The sequence below is a fragment of the Bradyrhizobium sp. UNPA324 genome (assembly GCF_006658635.1).
GTDB lineage: Bacteria > Pseudomonadota > Alphaproteobacteria > Rhizobiales > Xanthobacteraceae > Bradyrhizobium > Bradyrhizobium nanningense.
This window is the reverse complement of record NZ_LFJD01000004.1, coordinates 1,826,940-1,846,708: the sequence shown is the minus strand read 5'-3', so window position 1 is coordinate 1,846,708 and position 19,769 is coordinate 1,826,940. Positions and strand designations below refer to the sequence as shown.

At 58.1% G+C, this 19,769-nt stretch carries 14 protein-coding genes; 5 read left to right on the top strand and 9 right to left on the bottom strand.

Going from position 1 to position 19,769, the window contains the following annotated elements; all coding sequences use genetic code 11:
• Nucleotides 1–337 precede the first annotated feature (337 nt).
• Together UNPA324_RS09110 and UNPA324_RS09105 are read left to right on the top strand one after the other, a co-directional pair.
• Nucleotides 338–988 (top strand): nitroreductase family protein, encoded by a 651-nt coding sequence (locus UNPA324_RS09110; protein WP_246667150.1) that lies wholly within the window; start codon nucleotides 338–340, stop codon nucleotides 986–988.
• A 19-nt stretch (nucleotides 989–1,007) separates the two neighbouring features.
• Nucleotides 1,008–1,553 (top strand): carboxymuconolactone decarboxylase family protein, encoded by a 546-nt coding sequence (locus UNPA324_RS09105; protein WP_141934478.1) that lies wholly within the window; start codon nucleotides 1,008–1,010, stop codon nucleotides 1,551–1,553.
• A gap of 519 nt (nucleotides 1,554–2,072) precedes the next feature.
• On the opposite strand, the gene UNPA324_RS09100 is transcribed toward UNPA324_RS09105, so the two are convergent.
• The gene (locus UNPA324_RS09100; RefSeq protein ID WP_141934477.1) at nucleotides 2,073–2,756 is read right to left on the bottom strand and encodes an antibiotic biosynthesis monooxygenase family protein; all 684 of its coding nucleotides are present in this window, start codon (nucleotides 2,754–2,756) and stop codon (nucleotides 2,073–2,075) included.
• Between the two features lie 578 nt (nucleotides 2,757–3,334).
• Here UNPA324_RS09100 and UNPA324_RS09095 point away from each other — a divergent pair.
• The gene (locus tag UNPA324_RS09095) at nucleotides 3,335–4,252 is read left to right on the top strand and encodes an NADP-dependent oxidoreductase (RefSeq protein WP_141934476.1); all 918 of its coding nucleotides are present in this window, start codon (nucleotides 3,335–3,337) and stop codon (nucleotides 4,250–4,252) included.
• Nucleotides 4,253–4,429: 177 nt separating this feature from the next.
• Here UNPA324_RS09095 and UNPA324_RS09090 read toward each other — a convergent pair whose 3' ends face one another.
• From UNPA324_RS09090 to UNPA324_RS09070, 5 genes are all read right to left on the bottom strand, one after another.
• Nucleotides 4,430–4,810 (bottom strand): hypothetical protein, encoded by a 381-nt coding sequence (locus UNPA324_RS09090; protein WP_141934475.1) that lies wholly within the window; start codon nucleotides 4,808–4,810, stop codon nucleotides 4,430–4,432.
• Nucleotides 4,811–5,503: 693 nt separating this feature from the next.
• Nucleotides 5,504–6,604, bottom strand: a complete 1,101-nt coding sequence (locus tag UNPA324_RS09085) for a LysR family transcriptional regulator (protein WP_246667149.1) — start codon at nucleotides 6,602–6,604, stop codon at nucleotides 5,504–5,506.
• Nucleotides 6,605–7,426: 822 nt separating this feature from the next.
• Nucleotides 7,427–12,115, bottom strand: a complete 4,689-nt coding sequence (locus tag UNPA324_RS09080) for a trifunctional serine/threonine-protein kinase/ATP-binding protein/sensor histidine kinase (RefSeq protein ID WP_210246758.1) — start codon at nucleotides 12,113–12,115, stop codon at nucleotides 7,427–7,429.
• Between the two features lie 529 nt (nucleotides 12,116–12,644).
• The gene (locus UNPA324_RS09075) at nucleotides 12,645–13,052 is read right to left on the bottom strand and encodes a globin domain-containing protein (protein ID WP_246667148.1); all 408 of its coding nucleotides are present in this window, start codon (nucleotides 13,050–13,052) and stop codon (nucleotides 12,645–12,647) included.
• 222 nt (nucleotides 13,053–13,274) lie between these two features.
• Nucleotides 13,275–14,279: a helix-turn-helix domain-containing protein gene (locus UNPA324_RS09070; RefSeq protein WP_210246757.1), complete on the bottom strand. Its 1,005-nt coding sequence runs from the start codon at nucleotides 14,277–14,279 to the stop codon at nucleotides 13,275–13,277.
• A gap of 330 nt (nucleotides 14,280–14,609) precedes the next feature.
• Here UNPA324_RS09070 and UNPA324_RS09065 point away from each other — a divergent pair, with 330 nt between their 5' ends.
• On the top strand, nucleotides 14,610–15,146 hold the full coding sequence (locus UNPA324_RS09065) for a PAS domain-containing protein (RefSeq protein WP_141934472.1): 537 nt from the start codon (nucleotides 14,610–14,612) through the stop codon (nucleotides 15,144–15,146).
• Between the two features lie 248 nt (nucleotides 15,147–15,394).
• Nucleotides 15,395–15,907 (top strand): molybdopterin-dependent oxidoreductase, encoded by a 513-nt coding sequence (locus UNPA324_RS09060; RefSeq protein WP_246667147.1) that lies wholly within the window; start codon nucleotides 15,395–15,397, stop codon nucleotides 15,905–15,907.
• A gap of 43 nt (nucleotides 15,908–15,950) precedes the next feature.
• Here UNPA324_RS09060 and UNPA324_RS09055 read toward each other — a convergent pair whose 3' ends face one another.
• The 3 genes from UNPA324_RS09055 to UNPA324_RS09045 form a co-directional block, all read right to left on the bottom strand.
• Entirely contained in the window at nucleotides 15,951–16,343 is a 393-nt protein-coding gene (locus UNPA324_RS09055) for a response regulator transcription factor (RefSeq protein ID WP_141934470.1), read from the bottom strand.
• 347 nt (nucleotides 16,344–16,690) lie between these two features.
• Nucleotides 16,691–17,347 carry a response regulator transcription factor gene (locus UNPA324_RS09050; RefSeq protein WP_141934469.1) on the bottom strand — a complete coding sequence of 219 codons (657 nt, stop codon included), beginning with the start codon at nucleotides 17,345–17,347 and terminating at the stop codon, nucleotides 16,691–16,693.
• A gap of 613 nt (nucleotides 17,348–17,960) precedes the next feature.
• Nucleotides 17,961–19,088, bottom strand: coding sequence for a helix-turn-helix domain-containing protein (locus UNPA324_RS09045; RefSeq protein WP_181769340.1), 1,128 nt, complete (start codon nucleotides 19,086–19,088; stop codon nucleotides 17,961–17,963).
• Between the last annotated feature and the right edge of the window lie 681 nt (nucleotides 19,089–19,769).

The window sequence follows — 19,769 nt, the reverse complement described above, 5'->3', positions numbered from 1 at the left end:
GACAAGCGAACGTTATTGACACTTTGTTGATCCTTGCGCCGTCGATGGCATCAAATCCATGACCAAAGGTCATTGGTTCATCGAGTGCTGCCGCAATAGCTTTGTTCGTATGCAAAGGAATGCCGAAGATGACGGCCCACCGCGCACGAGTGGGTGGAGAATAAAGACAATCGTTCCGACGTACCAGACGGCGGAACGGCAGGCCGGCAACAACCAGATCCGCCGACCGCGGCCTATCGGGCCCCCCGGGGCGCAAGCTGGGAAACTCACATTGCCCCCGAGTGAGATGTCGAGCGGCTTCATCGCCGCAACTTTTCCAGCACGCACAGGAACCACCATGACCGGAACAACTATGACCAATGGAATCCCACTGACTAACGCCGTCATTGACTGTATCTTAAGCCGAAGCGCGGCAAAATATTACGATCCCGCCGCCACTTTGAGCGATGAAGAAATTCGTGAGCTGGTGCGGATCGGCACCACTGCGCCGACATCCTTCCATTTGCAGAATTGGCGCTTCATCGCCGTGCGTACGTCGGAAGCCAAAGCGCGACTGAGTCCGATCGCTTGGAGTCAACCGGCGATCACCGAGGCGGCCGTTACGTTCATTGTCTGCGGCCAACTGGCCGACTCAGGCGTAATACCTGATCGTCTGGCGCCTCTGGTGAAAGCTGGCATCATGCCTGCAGAGATGGTGCCAGAATGGGAGATCCCCGCACGCAATCTGTACATGGAGTACCCGCAGCGCCAGCGCGACGAAGCAGTACGCACCGGCACCTTCGGCGCGGCGGCGATGATCTATGCGGCCCGTTCGCTGGGGCTGGGTTCGACCCCGATGATTGGTTTCGACGCTGAGGCAGTGCACCGCGAGTTCGGGCTGAGCAAGGACGAAGTACCGGTCATGCTGTTGGCCGTCGGGCCGGAGCGACCGGGAAATTGGCCGCAGAAGCCGCGCCGCCCGGTGAGCGATGTGCTGGAACTCGTGTGATATGAATTCGGAGACTACGATGCCAAGAACTGCAGCTCTAAAGCCGGAACAGGTACCTGCCGATTGCAAACAGACTCTCGATGCGTTTGCCAAGACCATCGGGTTCACTCCAAATATGATGGCGACCTTCGCGCAAAGCCCGATCGCGTTCAACGCCTGGGCCACCCTGCTCGGAGCCTTGAGCAAGGCGCTCGACGTGAAGACAAGGGACAGCATCGGCCTCGCTGTCTCTGAAGTGAACGGCTGCAACTACTGCCTAGCCGTTCATAGCTTTACCGCCGAGCATATGGCCAAGCTTCCGGCCGATGAAATAGCTTTTGCTCGGAAAGGGCACGCCATTGATCCGAAGCGGGACGCTGCCGTCCAGTTTGCGCGCAAGGTCATTGAGACACGAGGCCATGTCAGTGACGCCGATCTGAAAGCTGTCCGCGATGCCGGATATACGGACGCGAACGTCATAGAGATTGTCGCGCTCGTAGCCATGTACTCTCTGACGAACTTTTTCAATAACGTGTTCGACCCTGAGAAGGACTTTCCCGCCGTTACGCCGGCCGGCTCGCTCTAAACGCGATCCGGTCGCATTTACCATCTCGAGAAACGTTTGGGGCCGCATGTGATCCAAGCAGGCTGGCCTCAAGCCGCGAGACGCAAACGAGTTTGCATCGGGCTGTGGCTTCGAAATGCTGGATCTGAGCCGTCGTTTGAGACCACCTCGTCTTCCAGTATGAAGCGCGACGCGTTCACGTCTCTCACTTTCACACGCCGAGATTTTCAGTCGAAGGTGCTCGTTCACTACAATCTTCATGGACCGAATGATGGGAAGGTGTATCGGTTGCAAGTCACCGACTAAAATGATCGCGCAGGGCCAGGGCTGTTCGGATTGCTCTGTACCCACTTGAGGCCTCGTCAGTCGTCTCCAGGCGGGTAGGGGCTCCTAAGAAACGACGCCGGGTGAAGCCAACGCCCCATTCAGGACCTGGTTGGCAACAAGTCGTCGGAGACAACAAAGCGGGGGCAAGCGTCGAGAGGCATGTCGAAGCTTAATCCACTATCCACTTTGCTCGGGCTCCAGGACGAAGCAATGTCAGGGGTTGATGGTCTCGCTGCCCCTGGCCTCGGAGAAATACTGAGGCGCCTCACGACGGTCGTACTTCCCGTAGTCGCGTACAATCCGTACTCTCCGAACCCTTGCGCTGTTATCCAGCACGGAAGTGTCTTCGTACGCCTGCGCTGCAGCTGCGTTCTTCCAAGACATGAGCAGAACCAGATCGCCGGGCGTGAAAGCATCGAAGATGTCCCAGGACGTGCTTTCGGCCGCCCATGGATTCAGGCCGAGCCGCTCGGCGCATTCGTAGGCGTTGTTGGTCCGCTTCCATTCCGAGGGGCGAGTCGCGTTAATCAGAGTGACCGTCGTTCCTTCGCCGACTTCGGTCTCATCGAGCCTTTGCTCGGAGAGGGCGTACCCCGGCGGCACTTGATTGTCAGCAATGATCTGGCCGACGCGCAGGTGGTAGTCAGCAAGGATTTCGTCGCGGCCCTTCCGCTGAACCTCATGATGGGGCCTGTAGGTGCGCCAGCGCACGAGCGACTTCTCATCCCGCCAGTTCGAGAGTGAAAGGATCCAGCCCTCGCGGGTCAGGCTACGGTAGCGGACGTTGTCGACGAAGCCATCGACCTGCTCGAGCTCGGGACGCAGTATCTTAGCGTTATCGAGATAGTCATCCCAGTTCTCTCTATTGGGTAGCGTCTCGAAAATCACTGAAAACATGTCGTATCTTGCTCCTTCAGTGCCGCCGCTGAATCGATCTCGATGTCGAGTGCACCGGCCATGAGCGCACTCGCAATTCTAGCTGCCCTAAGCTGCACGCTCTCGACCACACCCTGACGACCGCGCCCATCGCGATCGCGCTATTGATGAAGAGTCCACCGCTAAGCGGTGTTTCGATACTGCGTCAACACTTTTGGCGATTGTCGAGAGTACGGCTCGGCTACTCGTCGAGAAGGAAGAGCTGCTCCGACACGGTCCTCGACACCAGCGCCGCCGTACGTCCTGCAGTCGATCTATGGCAGACGTCAGCCGCGTCCCGCCGGCCTCCACAGCGTGCCGGCCTATGGCTGAAGATGCCAATGCGGACATGAAATCATCTTCTCAACCACTCACAATTTCGCTTCGTCGTAAGAAGCAGATGTTTCTACTCGTACCACACCTTTGACTTCTCGCACGCTGCCTCGATGGCATCGATTCCATATCTACAGGTCATTGGACCACCGAGTTTCACATCGTATTTTCGATCCTCTGCGAAAATATTGGATCATGATGACATACCACACTCGAAGAGGTGGACGATGAAAGCGATTATAGTGACCGACCAGGCCGCGGGAACGACCGGAATGAAGCTGGGAGAGCGGTCCCAGCCGCAGGCCGCGATAAACGACGTTGTCGTTGAGGTTCATGCGTCAGGATTCGTTGGGACTGAGCTGGCGTGGCCCTCGACCTGGACTGATCGTAGCGACCGCGACCGGACGCCGTCGGTCCCCGGGCACGAGTTGGCTGGAGTGGTCACCGCCGTCGGCTATGGCACGACAGGGCTGTCGCTCGGGCAGCGAGTGTTCGGCCTCGCCGACTGGTACCGCGACGGTACCTTGGCGGAGTACGTCGCGGTCGAGGCACGCAATCTCGCGCCGCTGCCGGGCGACGTGGACTTCACGGTCGGCGCGAGCTTGCCGATCTCGGGCCTGACTGCATGGCAGGGACTGTTCGATCACGGTCGCCTGAGAGCGGGCCAGAGCGTCCTCGCGCACGGCGCCGCCGGCGCGGTCGGTTCGATGGTAACCCAGCTCGCACGCGAGGCCGGCGCCTACGTCATCGGAACCGGACGCGCCGCGGATCGTCAGACGGCGCTTGACTTCGGCGCGCAAGAGTTCGTCGACCTCGAGAACGACGCTTTCGAAGATGTCGGCGACGTTGATCTGGTATTCGATCTTATTGGCGGCGACATCGGAAAGCGGTCCGCGCGCCTAGTTAGAGCCGGAGGGACGCTGGTGTCCATTGTCGGGCCGACCGAGACACGACCCGCCAACGTCTCGATAATCGACTTTGTTGTGGAGCCAGATCGCGCCCAACTAGGTGAGATCGTCCAGCGGGTGCGAGACGGACGGCTGCGGACGAACATCGGTATCGTCTCGCCGCTCCACGAGGCGGTCGCCGCCTTTAACCAGACCAAGCGGATCAACGGGAAGAAAATTATACGCATTCGTCCGTGAACGGCACGCGCCTATCGATGCACGTGGCCGACCGGCATTTGGGCCGTTCGGCCGCGCTCCGCGGATTCGCTTTCTTGCTTCCGTCGAACGGATCGGGCCGACGTTGGTCGTGGGAGTCAGATCGTCTCGTCGAAAGCGACCAATAGTTTCCTCGCGAGTCGATCAATACACAGTGTCTTAGACAGAGCAAGTCAACCAGATAACGCCATGACAGGCTCTCGCGGAAATCGTCAGCAATACTGCAGTCGCGAGAATCCAGTAGTACCAGACGTAAGGCACACCAAAATGGACGGCGGACGGGGCAGCGATGGAAATCGCGTCCAATGCGCTATCAACCCACAGATGGAGCCAGGAACGAATGATCCGGATGAGCCCCGTCGTGTGGTCCACGAAAGTCGGCGGCAGCAGCGCCGTGGCGCGGGTCACCGCGGAAAGCCACAGCGCGACAGGACTCGTCTTGCCATAGTTCAACCGGAACGGCGCGACCATTAAGACGATGGCTACAGGATAGTCGATTAGGTAGGTGTGGATGGACTTTGTGATGTTGCAAAGGGGCATAAGGCAACTCCTGCATGCTGGGCGGCTCTATCGAGTTATTGGAGCATCGAGAGTAGAGGCGGCGCAAACCGGACCAGCCGCGGTGTGATTGCGCGACCCGTGCTGCCACCAAGTATCGATGAGGTGCATGAGGACAGTATTGTTGTTCGCGCGCAGTTAGAAATGCAGTATCGTTATTGTTTTCATTCTCTCCGGCCGTGGTGCGTCTATAGCTTTCAGATGAAAGCGGTCCGCGCGAGACTTCGATCATCTCTGATGATACGAACCACGGCGACGCTGCTGGGCCACCCTCTACGACGCTGAGGCGCATCAGGGGGTGGTCATACCTGTTGCCATTCGAGCGGATGGCTAGGAAGCCGGTGCCTATTGAAGAAAAACGCACATTCGAATGGCGGCGCTTCGATAGGCCCTGCCGCAACCGCATCGTACTTGATTCGACCGACAGCCCTGCGCGCATGGTTTTCTGTGTAGGCGAGCCCTACGCGACCAGAGTGACCTTCTAAACAGGCAAGCCAGACTCGATCTTCCGTGGGTCTGCCGAAGCGGCGGGGCAGCGGATCCAGTCGGGACTTCTCTGCTTCCTAGCGGACGGCCGCTCCCGAGGATTGCACCGACAGAGTTGCGCTCATTCTGAGGAGCGGCCCAAAGATCTCAAATGCCTCCGTCAGACCAAGCTCGTTTTCTGGAGAGTAGTCACCGCCGCTCAACTGAGTGAGGTTGCGGGAGGTTCCGCGCCTCTCGATCTTCGCTCCGAATTATCCGACGATCTCGTGGTCGATCGACTCGAAGCCGCGACTCAAACAGAGAGCTTGCACCTTGCGCGTCAGGCTTCCGAACGTTGTCGTTGTTCGAGGCAGGTGCGGATGCGTTGCGGATTGTGTCCAGCACGCTCGTCCAATCGCGAGCACGAGCAATTTTGATAAAGGCGTCAAGCGCCGGCGAATACCGCCTCCCCGCCACGGCCAAGAGCTGCACCTCGCGCCGGACGGGATCCCCCTCAATCGGAATACCGGCGAGTGATGGCAGCCTGGGTGCGTGCTCTGGGGCTAGGATGGCTCCAAAACCGGCGGATGCCATTTGCTGAAGATGCTTTTCCTGATCACTGCTATGCACAATTTTTGGACTTTGATGGTCGGCAAGACAAGCCCGCACGAATCTGCTTGCGACATCGCATCCTACCCTTTCAAGAAGAATCAACTCGTGCAAGTCGTGTAGCGGGATGACGGATTTCCTCGCCATTACATGTTCCCGAGGGAGAACGAGCATGTACCGCTCTTCGAACAGCGGCCAGCGATCGATACGTTCAGGCAGTTCCACAGCGTCGCCGACGAGCGCCGCATTGATTTCGCCATCCAAGAGCATCGTAACGAGCCCATTGGCATCGGCTTCGCGCAGATCGAAACGTAGGTCAGGGATGGTCGTAGTGAGCTCCCAGAGCACTTCCGTAATGAGTGCGGCCGAGATTGATGGCGACAGTCCTATTTTGAGCCTGGCGATTGTCTTTTTTTGATAACTTCGCGCCTGAAGCCGTACCGCCTCCGCGGCGGCAAATACTTGCTCGAGCGTGGGCAAAACCATCTTGCCCAACTCGGTGAGTTGGGTGAAACGACGTTCACGGTGAATCAACGCTCCGCCGAGCTCTTCCTCCAGCTTGTGAACCGCCTTTGTCAGTGCTGGCTGAGTCACATTGCATTGCTTTGCCGCTTGGGTAAAATTGAGCGTCCTTGCGAGGGCCAAGAAGTATCGCACCTGATGAAACTGCAGATGCATGCTCACACCCGAGAGATTTGCCATGGTCCGGACCATTTCAGCTCGTCGCCATGGGAAGCAGGGGTGATGGCAAAAGGATTGGTCGTGGAGTTTTTGACGAAATGGGAATTATGCATCGGCCCGGAGTTCTCGATATCCGCCTGGCAAAAAGTTCTCTCGCCAACGCTCTTTCCTGCTAACGCCGCGGACGATGACATCAGCTCAATTCGAGGGTCCGGCAAAAACCTTGGATCATGAACCTTGCATGGCCTCGATCCGATCTCGATGTGCTGATGGCGACCTTGGATGTCGACGTCATGCGCACAGCGTTTTGTACCCCTCACGGTCACATCGGTCCCGGTGGGCAATGCAGTTGGCGCAGGGAATATGGTTCGCATCCTGGTTATCCGTGACGCTGCTGTCTTGATGTCTGGCCAGAGATAGAGCAGATTGAGCGCGACGGTAAGCTCGGTTCTTGTTGCGGCGTTCTCATTCTTGCGGATTTATCGAGTGAGTAGTTCCGCTTCGTCTCTGGCCTGCTCGGCAGCTCCGTGGTCTCGATCACCTGTCAACCTAAGTTGGGTTAAGGGTCAGCCGCGTCCTAGAAGTCAGAATTAATAGGAGAAGTCGCCTTTGGTTGGTTGGTTGGTAGCTGCCTTTTTGGATTAGCAACACTAAAGCGCGCCTGCCCTCCCGGGTCGCTATCTGTCATTGGATCAAGGCGACTCAACGGGCGAACTCAATACTGGTGCAGCTCTGTCACGTAGGCGACGGGCAACGCTTGAAATCGCAAAAGCTGAAAAACACCAAGAGTCTTGCGGTCGATAGATATTCGCTCTGCTGTTGGTCCGCTGCAGGATATTCGATTCACGCGGCTCGATTTGACTGTGCGGGCAACGTGAATCGAAAAGTTGCTCCCCGAGGCTCGGCGGCCGCGGCCCACAGTCGTCCCCCGTGCGCTTCGATGATGGTGCGGCAGATCGACAGACCCATCCCCAAGCCCCCGGGCTTTGTCGTATTGAAAGCGTCAAAAACGCGCTCAAGATCCGCTGAGCTCAGGCCTGGACCTGAATCCCGCACCTCGACAAGAACGCCATCCGACTCGCTCCTATCGGTGGTGATCACCAATTCTCGCGCCCCCTCACAGATCGAGCTCAAGGCTTCGATTGCGTTCATGATCAGGTTCATAATCACTTGTTGCACCTGGACCCGATCTCCTTGAATGAGCGGCAAGCCGTCCACGAGGTGTGACTGCACCACAATGCCATTCTTCTCGACTTCGCCGCGGGTCAGGGCGATGACCTCAAGGATTGCTCCGTTGATGTCAACTTCTTCTTTCCGGAGAGGTGCTTTTTTGAAAAGGGCGCGCATCCGGCCGACGACCTCGCTGACGCGATTGCCGTTTGCAAAGATCCGGTTGAGAGCCTGACGAGCTTTCTCCAGATCTGCCGGTTCTTTGCTTAGCCAGTGCAACGCCGCTGAGGCATTGTTGAGCGTCGCGCCGATCGGCTGGTTGACTTCATGGGCAATCGAAGCAGAGAGCTGCCCCATTGTTGCGACTCGATTCGCGTGCACGAGCTCCATCTGCACGTCGCTGTAGCGCCGCTCGCTTTCGCGAATTTCCTCCTCTGCCCGCTTGCGCTGCGTTAAGTCGACCACGAAGGCAACGCCCTGGTCGTGCCGCCCGCCGAACGTCGCTGCCCCGACCAGCACCGGCACGCGGCTGCCGTTTTTCAGGAAGTACTCCTTCTCATAGGGTTGCACGGTTCCGGTCGCCTCCAGCTCGGCCACGCGTCGGGCGTCGGCTTCGTGCCATTCGATGGGCGTCAGATCCCGCCAGCGCAGTCGACCGGAGATGAGATCGTCGCGGTCGTATCCGACGATGCGGAGAAAAGCTTCGTTGGCATCGATGATCCGATCTTCACGATCCCAGACGAAGATGCCGATGATGTTGGCATCCACTAGCCGTCGGATCCTGGCCTCCCGCTCGGCTAGCTCGCGGTACAGGCTGGCATTCTCTATTGAGATAGCCGCCTGGGAAGCGAGCAGTGTGAGGATCACCATTCGAGCAGGAGTAAACACGTTAGTCGCAAAGTTGTTCTCCAAGTACAGCATTCCAATCAACCTGGTCTGCTTAAGTATCGGGAGGCAGAGCACTGACCGCGAGCGATGGTCGCGAATATAGGCATCGGCTGAAAACGAGCTCTGACTGGACGCATCGTGCAGGAGAACGCTTTCTTTTGCCCGAAGAACGTAGTGAAACACAGACTCCGGTAGATCAGCGGCCGTGACGCGTGCCTGTTTCAGGACCACGTTCACGTTGTCACCGCTGGTTGTGGCTTCCGCTTCAATTTGATATTTGTCGTCTCGCGAAAGTATCAAGAGACCTCGATCGGCGCCCGCGTGTTCGATTGCCGAACTCATGAGGGTGTTGATTAACTTCTCGAAGACGATCTCGCCTGACACTGCTTCCGACACTCTGAGTACGGTAGTCAAGTCGAGCTGCTCGCTGGGTGTCACTATCGTCGCTGCGGAATCCGGGATCGACTTGTCCACGTTGAGGTGGGGATAAAGCTCCTCAAGTTGGTGGACCTTTCCGTCGGCTCCCCAGCGCAGGTAGCAGGCCCGTGCGGCCTGCAAATAGGTCGCCGCGATCTTCTCGTAACCGCGCTCTGCGTAGAAGCAGCCGGCAATCTCGTTGGCAATTGCCTGGTTGTGCACGAATCCGTGTTTGTGAGCCTCGTGGATAGCCTTGTCGTACATCTCTTGGGCGTTCTGCACCCGGCCCTCAAGGCGGGCGATTTCGGCGCCGACCAACGTGGCGCGATCTTCGAAGGTTTCGGGGTTGGCCTCAGTCCACATTTGGAGCTCCCGGTAGTGGTCCAGCACAGAATCGAAATGCCTCGGTCTCTCCTCCGGTGTGGCGTGATCACAGAGCGCCGCATGCGCCAGTGCGCTATAGAGTCGATACTCCGCTGACTCGAACATTGCCGCCGACGTCCAAAGCAGCGGTTCGGCGTGTAGCGAGGCGTCAACCGCCGACGCAAGGTCTCCGGCGAAAAAGTGCGCCTGCAGCTTTCGCGTCCAGTAATAGAACTCGGCGAGCACCAAGTCGGGGCTCTTGGTTAAGCGGCGTTCGGTATCGATTTCACTGTATCCCTCGTGATCCAGGCATCCGAAAGTTGCAGTCAGCCCGCGCAAGGTGAGGATCAGACCGAGTTGTGCTTCGCAGCGCTCGATGGCCAGGCCGAAACGCGCCCGCCTAGCAGATGCCAAGCCGTTCTCGCACTCCTTTTGCACTTCGGCGAGTGGATCCCCGGCGGCGAGGCAAACCGTGACAGTGAGCAACTCGCACTCGGCTGTCAGATACTCGATCGAGAAGATGAGCTGGTGATTACGTTTCCAAGTCTCTTCTTCAAGAAGGGCTCTGCCGGCTCTGAGATACTTGAGCGCCGAGTCGTATGCTGTCGAGAGCTTCGCGCGCCGGCCAGCGATCAGATTAAGTTCCGCGACGCGCTCGCGTTCCTCGACTAAGGTGATAAGATGGGAGCCCCGGTTGAGTTGATTGACGATCTCAAATATCGCCTCCTCACGTTTTTCAGCGGGCGTGTGCTCGGCGAGGAGCATTCCGATGCGCAGGTGAGCCTCGGCACGCAGCTCCTTCGGAATCAGCGAGTAGGCGGCTTCCTGCACGCGATCGTGCAGAAAACGGTAGGAATTGTCCGTACGGAAGATGAGGCCCGATCGCACGGCTTCCCAGAGATGGTCGTGGATGTCCTCGACCGAGCCCTGATACCCAATCCGCAGCATCTCGAACTCTGCACTGTTGCCCATGCAGGCGAACTGCTGGAGTACCTTCTGGGTTTCTGGCGGAAGGCGCTTCAACTTCTCGACCATCAGCTCTACAACATTGTCCGTGAAGCCTTTGTCACGAATGCGGAGCAGGTCCCATACCCAACGGCGCTCGCGATAATCGAATCTCAGTAGGCGATCGTCCGACAGAGTAGAAATGAACTGGATTGCGAAGAACGGGTTGCCCGACGTCTTTTCGTGGATCAAGTCTGCCAGTGGGGCGCCGCGCTCCAGTTGGCAGTGAAGGGAGTCCACGATCAGTTTGCCTAGATCGTCGCGACTGAGTGGCGTGAGAACGATGTCCTGCACTGCCGCTCCGGCCTGACGGATCGCTTCCAGCTTACGCACGAGCGGGTGGGTGGCATTGACCTCGTTGTCCCGGTACGCACCAATGAGCAGCAAGTGCTGCAAATCGTTGCGGGTCAACAGGTCTTCGAGGAGGTCGAGTGTGGCCATATCTAGCCATTGCATGTCATCGAGGAAGAGCGCGAGCGGATGTTCGGGTCGCGCAAATACGCCGATGAACCGTCGAAATACGATCTGAAAACGTCTCTGTGCTTCCTGCGGCGGCAATTCGGGCACTGGCGGCTGTTCGCCAATGACATGCCTCAATTCTGGGACCAGATCGACGAGGAGCCGTCCGTTGGGACCCAGCGCCTCGCGAAGTGCGTCCTGCCATTTGCGCAGGTCTTCCTCGTTCTGGCTGAGGAGCCGCCGGACGAGGCTCTGAAACGCCTGGGCCAACGAGGCATGCGGAATGTCGCGCTTGTACTGGTCGGACTTGCCTGATGCAAACAAGCCGCGTGGCGGCACGAGTGGTTTGTGGAGCTCATTGACGACTGCGGATTTGCCGATGCCGGAATATCCGGAGACCAGCACCAGTTCTACACCGCCACCGCGTACGATGCGGTCGAAGGCGGTCAGCAGAGCGTCAACCTCGCGGTCCCTCCCGTACAGCCTCTCGGGGATCATAAGGCGATCTGGGGTGTCGTGAGCGCCAGGGGTGAAGTCATCGATCCGCCCCTGGGACTCCCATTGGGAGAGGCAGCGCCGAAGATCGCTCTCAACTCCCGCCGCTGTCTGATACCTCTCCTCCGCCGTCTTCGAGAGCAACTTCATCGTGATCGCGGAGACCGAGGTCGGTACCGTTCCTACGCGCTCGCTGGGTACGGCTGGTTGTTTCGCGATGTGACAGTGCACCCATTCCATCGGGTCGGAGGCCGTGAATGGAAGACTCCCGGTCAGCATCTCGTAAAAGGTCACCCCAAGCGAGTAAAGGTCGCTCCGAGAATCGACCGAACGGTTCATTCGTCCCGTCTGCTCGGGTGCCATGTAGGCGAGCGTTCCCGCGATGAACTCTGGAGGCTCGGGCGACTGGCGCTCGCGCGTAAGTTTGGAGGCAATCCCGAATCCCGTGAGCCACGCGTTGCCGGTGTCGTCGACGAGGACATTCGCAGGCTTGATATCCTTATGTATGAAGCCCTGCTGATGGACTTGACCGAGTGTTCTTGCCAACCCAATGGCGGTTCTAAGGAAACGAGCCAGGTCGAGCGGTTGCCCCTGGTCACGCTCAAGAATCCGATCCAGCGGCTGACCGCCAGGGTCCTTGAGTAAGAGGATCATCCGCCCTTCGTGACGAGCAATGGCCAGAGGCTTGGCAGCCCACGCGGGATCGAGTTCGGCTCCGAGCGAGTATTCGTGCATGAGCCGCCTGATGCTCTGAGGCGACGGCTGTTCGAAGAGTGCGATCGCTAGGACCGGCGAGGGGGCGTCGTGCTTTCGGCCGCGGTAAAGGGTAAAGTCTGCGCTTTCCCGCAGGGGCACCAGCACGTACCCCGAGAGCCCCGGGACAGGTGACAATCTTGTTGCCACAGCATCACCACTTCAGCAAGGTGCCTAACCTTCGCGCAGCGCTATCATAGCGCTACCCGGCTCTCGCGCATGCGTCAATCAGGCGGTCTTCGTCGCATGCGTACGATACGCAAATACGCCGGATCAACAGATATCGCTGACAGATCCGGATGCCCTCGGGTGTCGTCGGCGATAATGTCCAAGTCGCGGTGGACACCGCGACATCATCCGATTGTTACGCACGAGGTCATAAACTTCGGCCGACAACGGCCGCGCGCCGATCCTATCCGTTTGCACACAACCAAGACCCGGAGCAGACATATTGGGATCACGGCTTCCAGAGAGGAAAAAAGGCGCATAGTGCCAGGCGGGAGATCGTAAATCAGACGCCGGCCGCCGCCTTCATTTCACCCGCGAGTTCATCGTAGCAGACCGTCCACGCCTCACGAACGGCGGGCGTGAGATCCTCTCCAAGCGCCTGTTCGAGGGTCCAGAGCAATGCTTCCCGCACCGCGTCGTAATCGGCGAGCTTAACCCCGTACTCGACATGGCGGACGGCAAGGTCATGGATCGCGGGCGAAAGTTGATCCAACGCGGGTAGATTGTAGACGACCATAGCGAGCATGGTCATTAGCTTGACACCCTGAATACGCATGTTGTTTCTGAATAGCGGCCGGAAATTCGGATTGGTGGCGAATAGCCGCTCGTAGAACAACGCCGCGGCGACCTCAGGCATCGCCGCCAGCCGGGCGAAGGTGGTCTGAACAAGCTCCTGCTGCACGGCATCCACGATGTCATTTCCTTTGCGTGCGGGCGCGGCTCACTCGGCTGCGCGGACACATGATAGCAATCGGATGCGACACCTCACGCGCATAGAAACGTCATGCAACCCGACGCATCTCATTGGCGCGCGATTTCCCTGGGTCATTCACACGGAAGCAGTTGCGACGTCGTCTCATTTAGCGCCAGGCAACGTCTCATTTAGCGCCAAGCGGGAGATCGCCCCGAGCATTCACGATGTGTCCTTTCCTGTCGTGCGCTGGCCATTCACTCGTCCTTGCGATGCCGCACGCAGCATGGTAGGCGGGCTACCGAACTCGCTTGCGAACGTGCGATAAAACGTCGCCATACTGTTGAACCCCCAGCCAAAAGCTATATCGATCACCGATCGGCCGGTTCCCGTCGCGTCGGCGATGGCGTCGCGGCACCGGAGCAGTCGCTCGCGCGAAACGTATCGGGCGAAACTGACATTGTTTGCCTCGAACAGGCGATGCAACTGGCGCGCCGAGATGCCGAGTGCGGCCGCGGCGCTGGCGGCGGTCAGGGAAGGATCGGCGAGATGCAGGTCGACGTAACGCTTGGCGGCCGCGAGCCGCGCCGATTGTTGCGAATCCCGCCCCCGATTGATGCCATCGTTGGAGATGTTACAGCTCAGTGCCACGAGACCGCAGAGATTGCGCAGCACGGCCTCACCGTGTTCGTTGGAGAGCAGCGGGGCTTGCGCCTTCACCGCATCAATAGCTGCGCCGAGCAGCGAGCCGAGCGGCGAGGCACCGGCCAACCGAAACGGGCGTTCCAGTCGGCCCCCGGTTATAATCGGCGAGAGTGCAGCCCACGGGATGATCAGCATGTCGAACGACTCTGGGCCTTTCCATTCCGCGTTGAATTGCCATTCGGTCGAGCTTATGCAGAAATCACCGGGCTCATGAATCAGGTCGACTGGCGTGCTGCGCGCCGCGGCCCTCCAGATGACCGGCGCGCGAAATCGGCGGACGAAGAACGCTTCAATCTTGTCCCTGGCAACGTCGGCCGCCGTCCGTTGGACCCTCTCAAGTCCCGAACTTATCTCCAGCAGCGCAAATTCGCCTGCAATCGATCCACTCGCTTCCGCGCGAAAGGAAGCGGGATCCGGAATCTCGCCCGGCGTGATGCTATGGGCCTGCTTCGCGAAATAGTCGCACCAGAACCTCACGCGGTCGCGCGGCGCAATATGGTCCGTGGAAAAATGGACTTGCATGATCATCCCGTGGGCCGACCAAATGCTTTGGAACCTAACTTAGACCGGTTACATGGGCAAAGCGAGGGTCCAGACTTTGGGGCTGCCACTTTTTAATGGCGGATGTGGAGAGTTCCTTTGCGTCTCGGTTCCAGCGGGCGAGCCGATCACCGCACCCGCCTCTCCGCGGCCTTAGCCGAACAACAACCGAATGGCGATCGGCGCAAAATGAGACATCGTGCGGCGCACGGTGAGACGACGGTAGTGACTTGCGAGACTATGCTTACTCAAATTCGAGTGTAAGGCCGAATAGGTCCTATGAGCAAGGTGGGTACACAAAGGAGGTTGAAAATGGCAACCAACGCAACAAGCACGATGATTTTGGATGGCGACTTCGACCAAATCGACTTCCGAGGAGAAGTCGTCGACGGGCACCTCGTCACAAAAGGAATTCTTGCAGACCAAGCGGCAATGGATTCTATCCCAGTAGGGATATACGTTCTCGAAAAGGATGCCACTGTCGTCAAGTGCAACAAAGCTGCAATCGCGGGTTGGGGACGCACGCCGTCTTTGGGAGCCTCGGAGAAGTATTGCGGGTCACACCTTCTGCGTTACCCTTCAGGAGAAGTGATGCCGCACGAACTTGCACCACCATCCGTGGTGATCAACAACGGCGCCACCGTTCGCAACGCCGATGTGATTTGCGAGCATCCCAACGGCAATCGTCTTCTGGCGCTCGTTAATGTCTTTCCGATTCGTGACAACGACGACGAAGTGATCGGAGCCGTCAACATTTTCCGTCACAATACCGGCAAGACTGTCCCTGGCTTACTCTCCGAGTCTGCAAATAATTCCGATTCCGAGATCGGTGAGGGGGAGGAGCAGTGAGGCTCCTTCGCCGCTTCTCGGCATGTGGCGTACCAGAAGCTCAATGTTTGTCCGCCGCACCCGGCTGACCGCGTTTTCGGGCCCGGGAAATTACAAGTTACGCTAACTAGGGCGCGCGGTGCTTTTGCGCGCGCCATTCTCTTGCGATGGAGGTAGCTGTGCGATCGAACGAGCGACGTGAACGAGAGCGTGAGTTGCGTGCCGCTGGGCGGCTGCCCCCAGGACAGTCGCTTACGCTCGAGTGGCCGGTGAAGCATGTGGGCCCGGTGCCGGTCTTTCGTCCCAAGACGTGGGATTTTCGAGTGTTCGGCCTGGTAGAGGAGCAACTGCGGCTTTCGTGGGAAGAACTTTCCAATCTGCCGCAGAGCGATGTATTTGCGGACATGCACTGCGTCGTGCACTGGAGTCGGTTCGACAACCATTGGGAAGGATTGCTCGCCACAGAATTAATGAAGCGAGTGAAGCTGCGGCCAGAGGCGCGGCATGTGATGGTCCATGGCGAGAATAACCACACGGCAAACCTGCCAATCTCGGATTTTCTGCGCCCGACGACGATCTTCGCCCTGCGGCATAACGGCGAACTCCTTACGGCCGAGCATGGCTACCCGTTGCGCCTCGTGGTGCCAAACCTCTATGCGTATAAGAGCGTGAAGTGGGTACGCGGGATCGAGTTTTTGGATCGCGAATCGCCGGGCTTATGGGAATTTAACGGATATCACATCCACGGCGACCCATTCAAAGAGCAACGATCTTCGAGCTGAAGCTCGGGACCGAACCTGGCCGAGCAGGCAGCTGATTTCGCGGTCATGATGGGTTTTCATCCGATTTTGCGCGCTGCAGAGCCGATTCGACGCATCCGAGCAGAACCTCTTCGTCAATGGGCTTGGTCAGATAGCCAACGACGCCCTGACCCAGAACTTGAGTTCGCGCGCTGTCATCGGGGTAAGCCGTGATCAGAATTGTTGGTATGTCATAGCCAGATCCTACCAAGCGGCTATGCAATTCAGGCCCAGTCATGCGCGGCATGTGGACATCAACGATCAAACAGGAGGTATGGCCGACGTTAGGAGAGGCCAAGAAATCCATTGCGGATGCAAAGGCCTCAGTCGTGAAGCCAACTGCCTGCATGAGACCCGCTAACGCCTCGCGAGATTGCTCATCATCATCGATGATCGAAATCTGAATCTCGCTAGACATATCCCCGCCTTCAATGCTGGGGATGCGGACCGCCGCATTTCGCGTTCCGTATCTCAAGTAGGGCACCGCGCGGCTATCCAAGCATCGTACTATAACGAGAAGCGTCAGGACCCGCGATTATATTGTGGACGGGCGATGCCAGACCTCGGAACAATCGATGTTATACTTTAGAATAAGTGCTCCAGAACTTCTGAATAGGTCAACCCGATTTGGGCCACTTCCGAACACGTGCGCTGATGCCAGGTCATTGCGCTCGACGCGTCAGGGGGGCGCTTCCGGCACCCGATCAAAAGCATCAGTTGGTTTGCGCCTAAGCATTTTTCGCTGATGGAGACACCACGAAGCGATTAGGACGGTGGCAACTTTATACCAAGCGTCTCCGCTATTCTGACAAGCTCGGCTAGCGATTGCGCACCCATCTTCTGCATCACGTGGCCGCGGTGCGCCTTCACAGTGATCTCAGCTACGCCTAGCTGGAAAGCGATCTGCTTGTTCTTTAAGCCAGAGGTCACGAGAGCCAGCACCTCTCGCTCGCGCGGGCTTAAACGTTCGAGACGCGATTTCAGGTCCGTAAGCCGCTGCTCGACCTTTCGCCGCGTCCGATCGCGCTCCAGCGCGATCGTCACGGCATCCAGCATGTCCTGATCGCGGAACGGCTTCGTCAGGAAATCGACAGCGCCTGCCTTCATCGCCTTAACCGACATCGGAATGTCGCCGTGACCGGTCATGAAGATGATGGGAATGGAAGCGTTCATTTTCGACAGCTCGGCTTGGAAGTCGAGACCGCCCAAGCCCGGCAATCTAACGTCAAGTACAAGGCAGCTCACCACGTCGGGTAATAATTCGCCTTCGAGAAGCTCCGCGGCCGACCCAAACAACTTGACCTTGAAGCCGACCGAGTTGAACAGATCTCCGAGTGAGTCGCGGAAGTCCCTGTCATCGTCAACGACCGCGATAGTTGGCTCCTCGGCTGCTGCACGCTTTTGAATAGAATGCTGCGCCACGAGATAATCTCTCCCAACTTTGTGTAAAAATATCACCTCCACGAAGGCCGTTCAACACATGAGGGGAGTTCCAGCGTGGAACGCCTTGGTTCGTGGGCCACGAGAAGGTTCGCCAATGTCCTCACCTCCACGCTGTAGCCGCTCGATGAAATGTCAGCTCACCTTCACGCTTCGTTAGCAGCGACGTATTTAGGGAACCCGGGATCACTCGGTGGCATTTGGGCGGGGTGGTCCCCTTTGCGCGCCGCTTCAGCTTTTGGTCCCTTTGCTGAGCTCCCACGGCGGGATTTCTGCGTTCTGTTCGCCACGACTCTTTCGGCTCCTATCCGGTTGCTGGTGGGCTATGGGGGAGCATCGATTACGGCAGATCTCCGATTTGCGGCGTGTTAACCGGTTCGGCGGATTAAGACCGAAATGACCCGTTTACGTGCGATACCGTGCTCGCCGTTACGTCGTGCGAACGGCTGCTGCTAGGCCATCACTCGCAGATGCAGGTCTTCTTCCGGCTCGTGAGCTGCGTTCCTAAGGCGCCGAAAGCCAGACCGACCTCGACGCAATGAGAGGCCGAGATGCCTCCACGTTCCGAATAGCGACTTGGTCGCGACGTCGCAGGTCATTCATATGTCAAAGGAGGAGCCACGCTTCGGCGGTAATCCGCCGGGGCAACTCCCGTCGCCTTCCGGAACGCCGTGGCGAACGCGCTACGACTGCTGAAGCCTACCGCCCGACCGATTTCTGTCATCGAGCCCGCTCGTTTTGCCAGCAGCAACTTGGCGTGCTCAACACGATGCTTGGTTTGGTACCGATGTGGCGGCATTCCGAGAGATTGCTTGAATACCCTGCAGAAATGATATGGGCTCAGACGAACGAGCTGCGCCAACGTGCCAATCGGTATCCGCTCATTGAGATGTTCCTGGATATAGGCGCTGACGAGTCGTTGCTGCCACGGTGCAAGGCCGCCTTGGAGCTGAGGTTGAATGCTGGGCATCCCGCAAGTGAAACGCACGATTTCATGTATGAGCAGAGTACCGAGACTCCCGAAGTACATCGGGTCTCCTGCACGGCTCTCGACGAACGCCTTCAGCTTGAGCGCGGTGTGCCAGAGCGCTTCGTCTTCAAATAGTATACGTGGAGCGTTCGGTAGGTCGGTGATGCCACGCTGAGAAAGAACCTTCAGGTTCTCAGGTTCGAAGTAGAAATACATGAGCCGCATCTGCGACCCGCGCAGCTCGTGCCAATCGTGAAATTCGCGGCCAGCCGGCACGAATGTCAGTTTCCGCTCGAGGTTTCGGAGCGCAGATCGCGGCAGACCTTCCACGAATGTCTCTCCTTCACTGCGCTCTCCCTTCTCGTACACCACGAGCATATGGACTGGAGCCCGAAAATGATTCTGGATTCTACCTCGTCCGGTGAATCGCAAGGATTCGGCCGTCATGCCATGCCCATTTACCTTGAAGCGTGCCACAGTGTCGGAAGGAGAGATTTCAACGACAGGATGGATCACGTCCGCCACGAGGTGACAATCTGATTGGCGAATTGTATCAAAAATGGAGCAGTCATGGTCGCCTTCAAAGTTTCGGGACGGGGTTATCGGGAGCAACGCTTGCGATCTTGAAAGGTGTTGCAGATCGTCAGGACCACGCGGCGAACGGCGTGGCGTCGTCGAATTCGTCCGTAAACGCACTTGGTGGAGTTCGGCTCCCAGTTTGGAGGTCGGAAGTAGTAGGGGGCCTTCGGGCATGGCTTCTCCTGTTCGCTCAAAGTGGGTTCGTGCTGTCAACTGACCGTCATTTGCTAGACACATGGGTTCGACCTCCGGGTGTCTATTCAGGACTCTTTAATTCCATTGTCGCGGTGTTTCTGCGTGTGCACTAGGCTGAGCGTCGGCTTTCTTCGCCCGAATCCGCGACGAACGGGTCGAGGTGAGCATGCCGTGTGATACCTTGGTCCTCAATTGCACTCGTATTTGCGCGTCTGACAGGAAGGGCCAAACGGGGATAAACTTTCGCGGAGCCGAGCTGCGACTTTCGTATATCCAGGCTTCGACTTAATTCACGCGGAGCTTCACCTGGCCAACTCGGAGTCCTGAACCGTCGTGCGCGCCCCCGAGTTGGTTGGATGTCCCTCAGGATCCCGCGCATGCTACGGAGAAACACAAGACCAGAAATACCGGGCGGCGGGTCCTAACCTGGAACGATTGTTCTTCAAGCGCCTATTGTTTGGCCTGGCCCCAATTTTGGTGCAGCTCTAGTTTGCCGCGCCGGCTAGTCGGGCCTGTAGCAAATCAACAATTCCGTACGCCCTACTTGGAGGCAAACTATGCAGTCGCCGAGCAAACTCGTCAGACACGGCAAATTAATCATTCGGAGGTGGTAGATCATCGCGTCCGCCCGAGCTTGCGACTTTGTGGCGAGTGCAATCG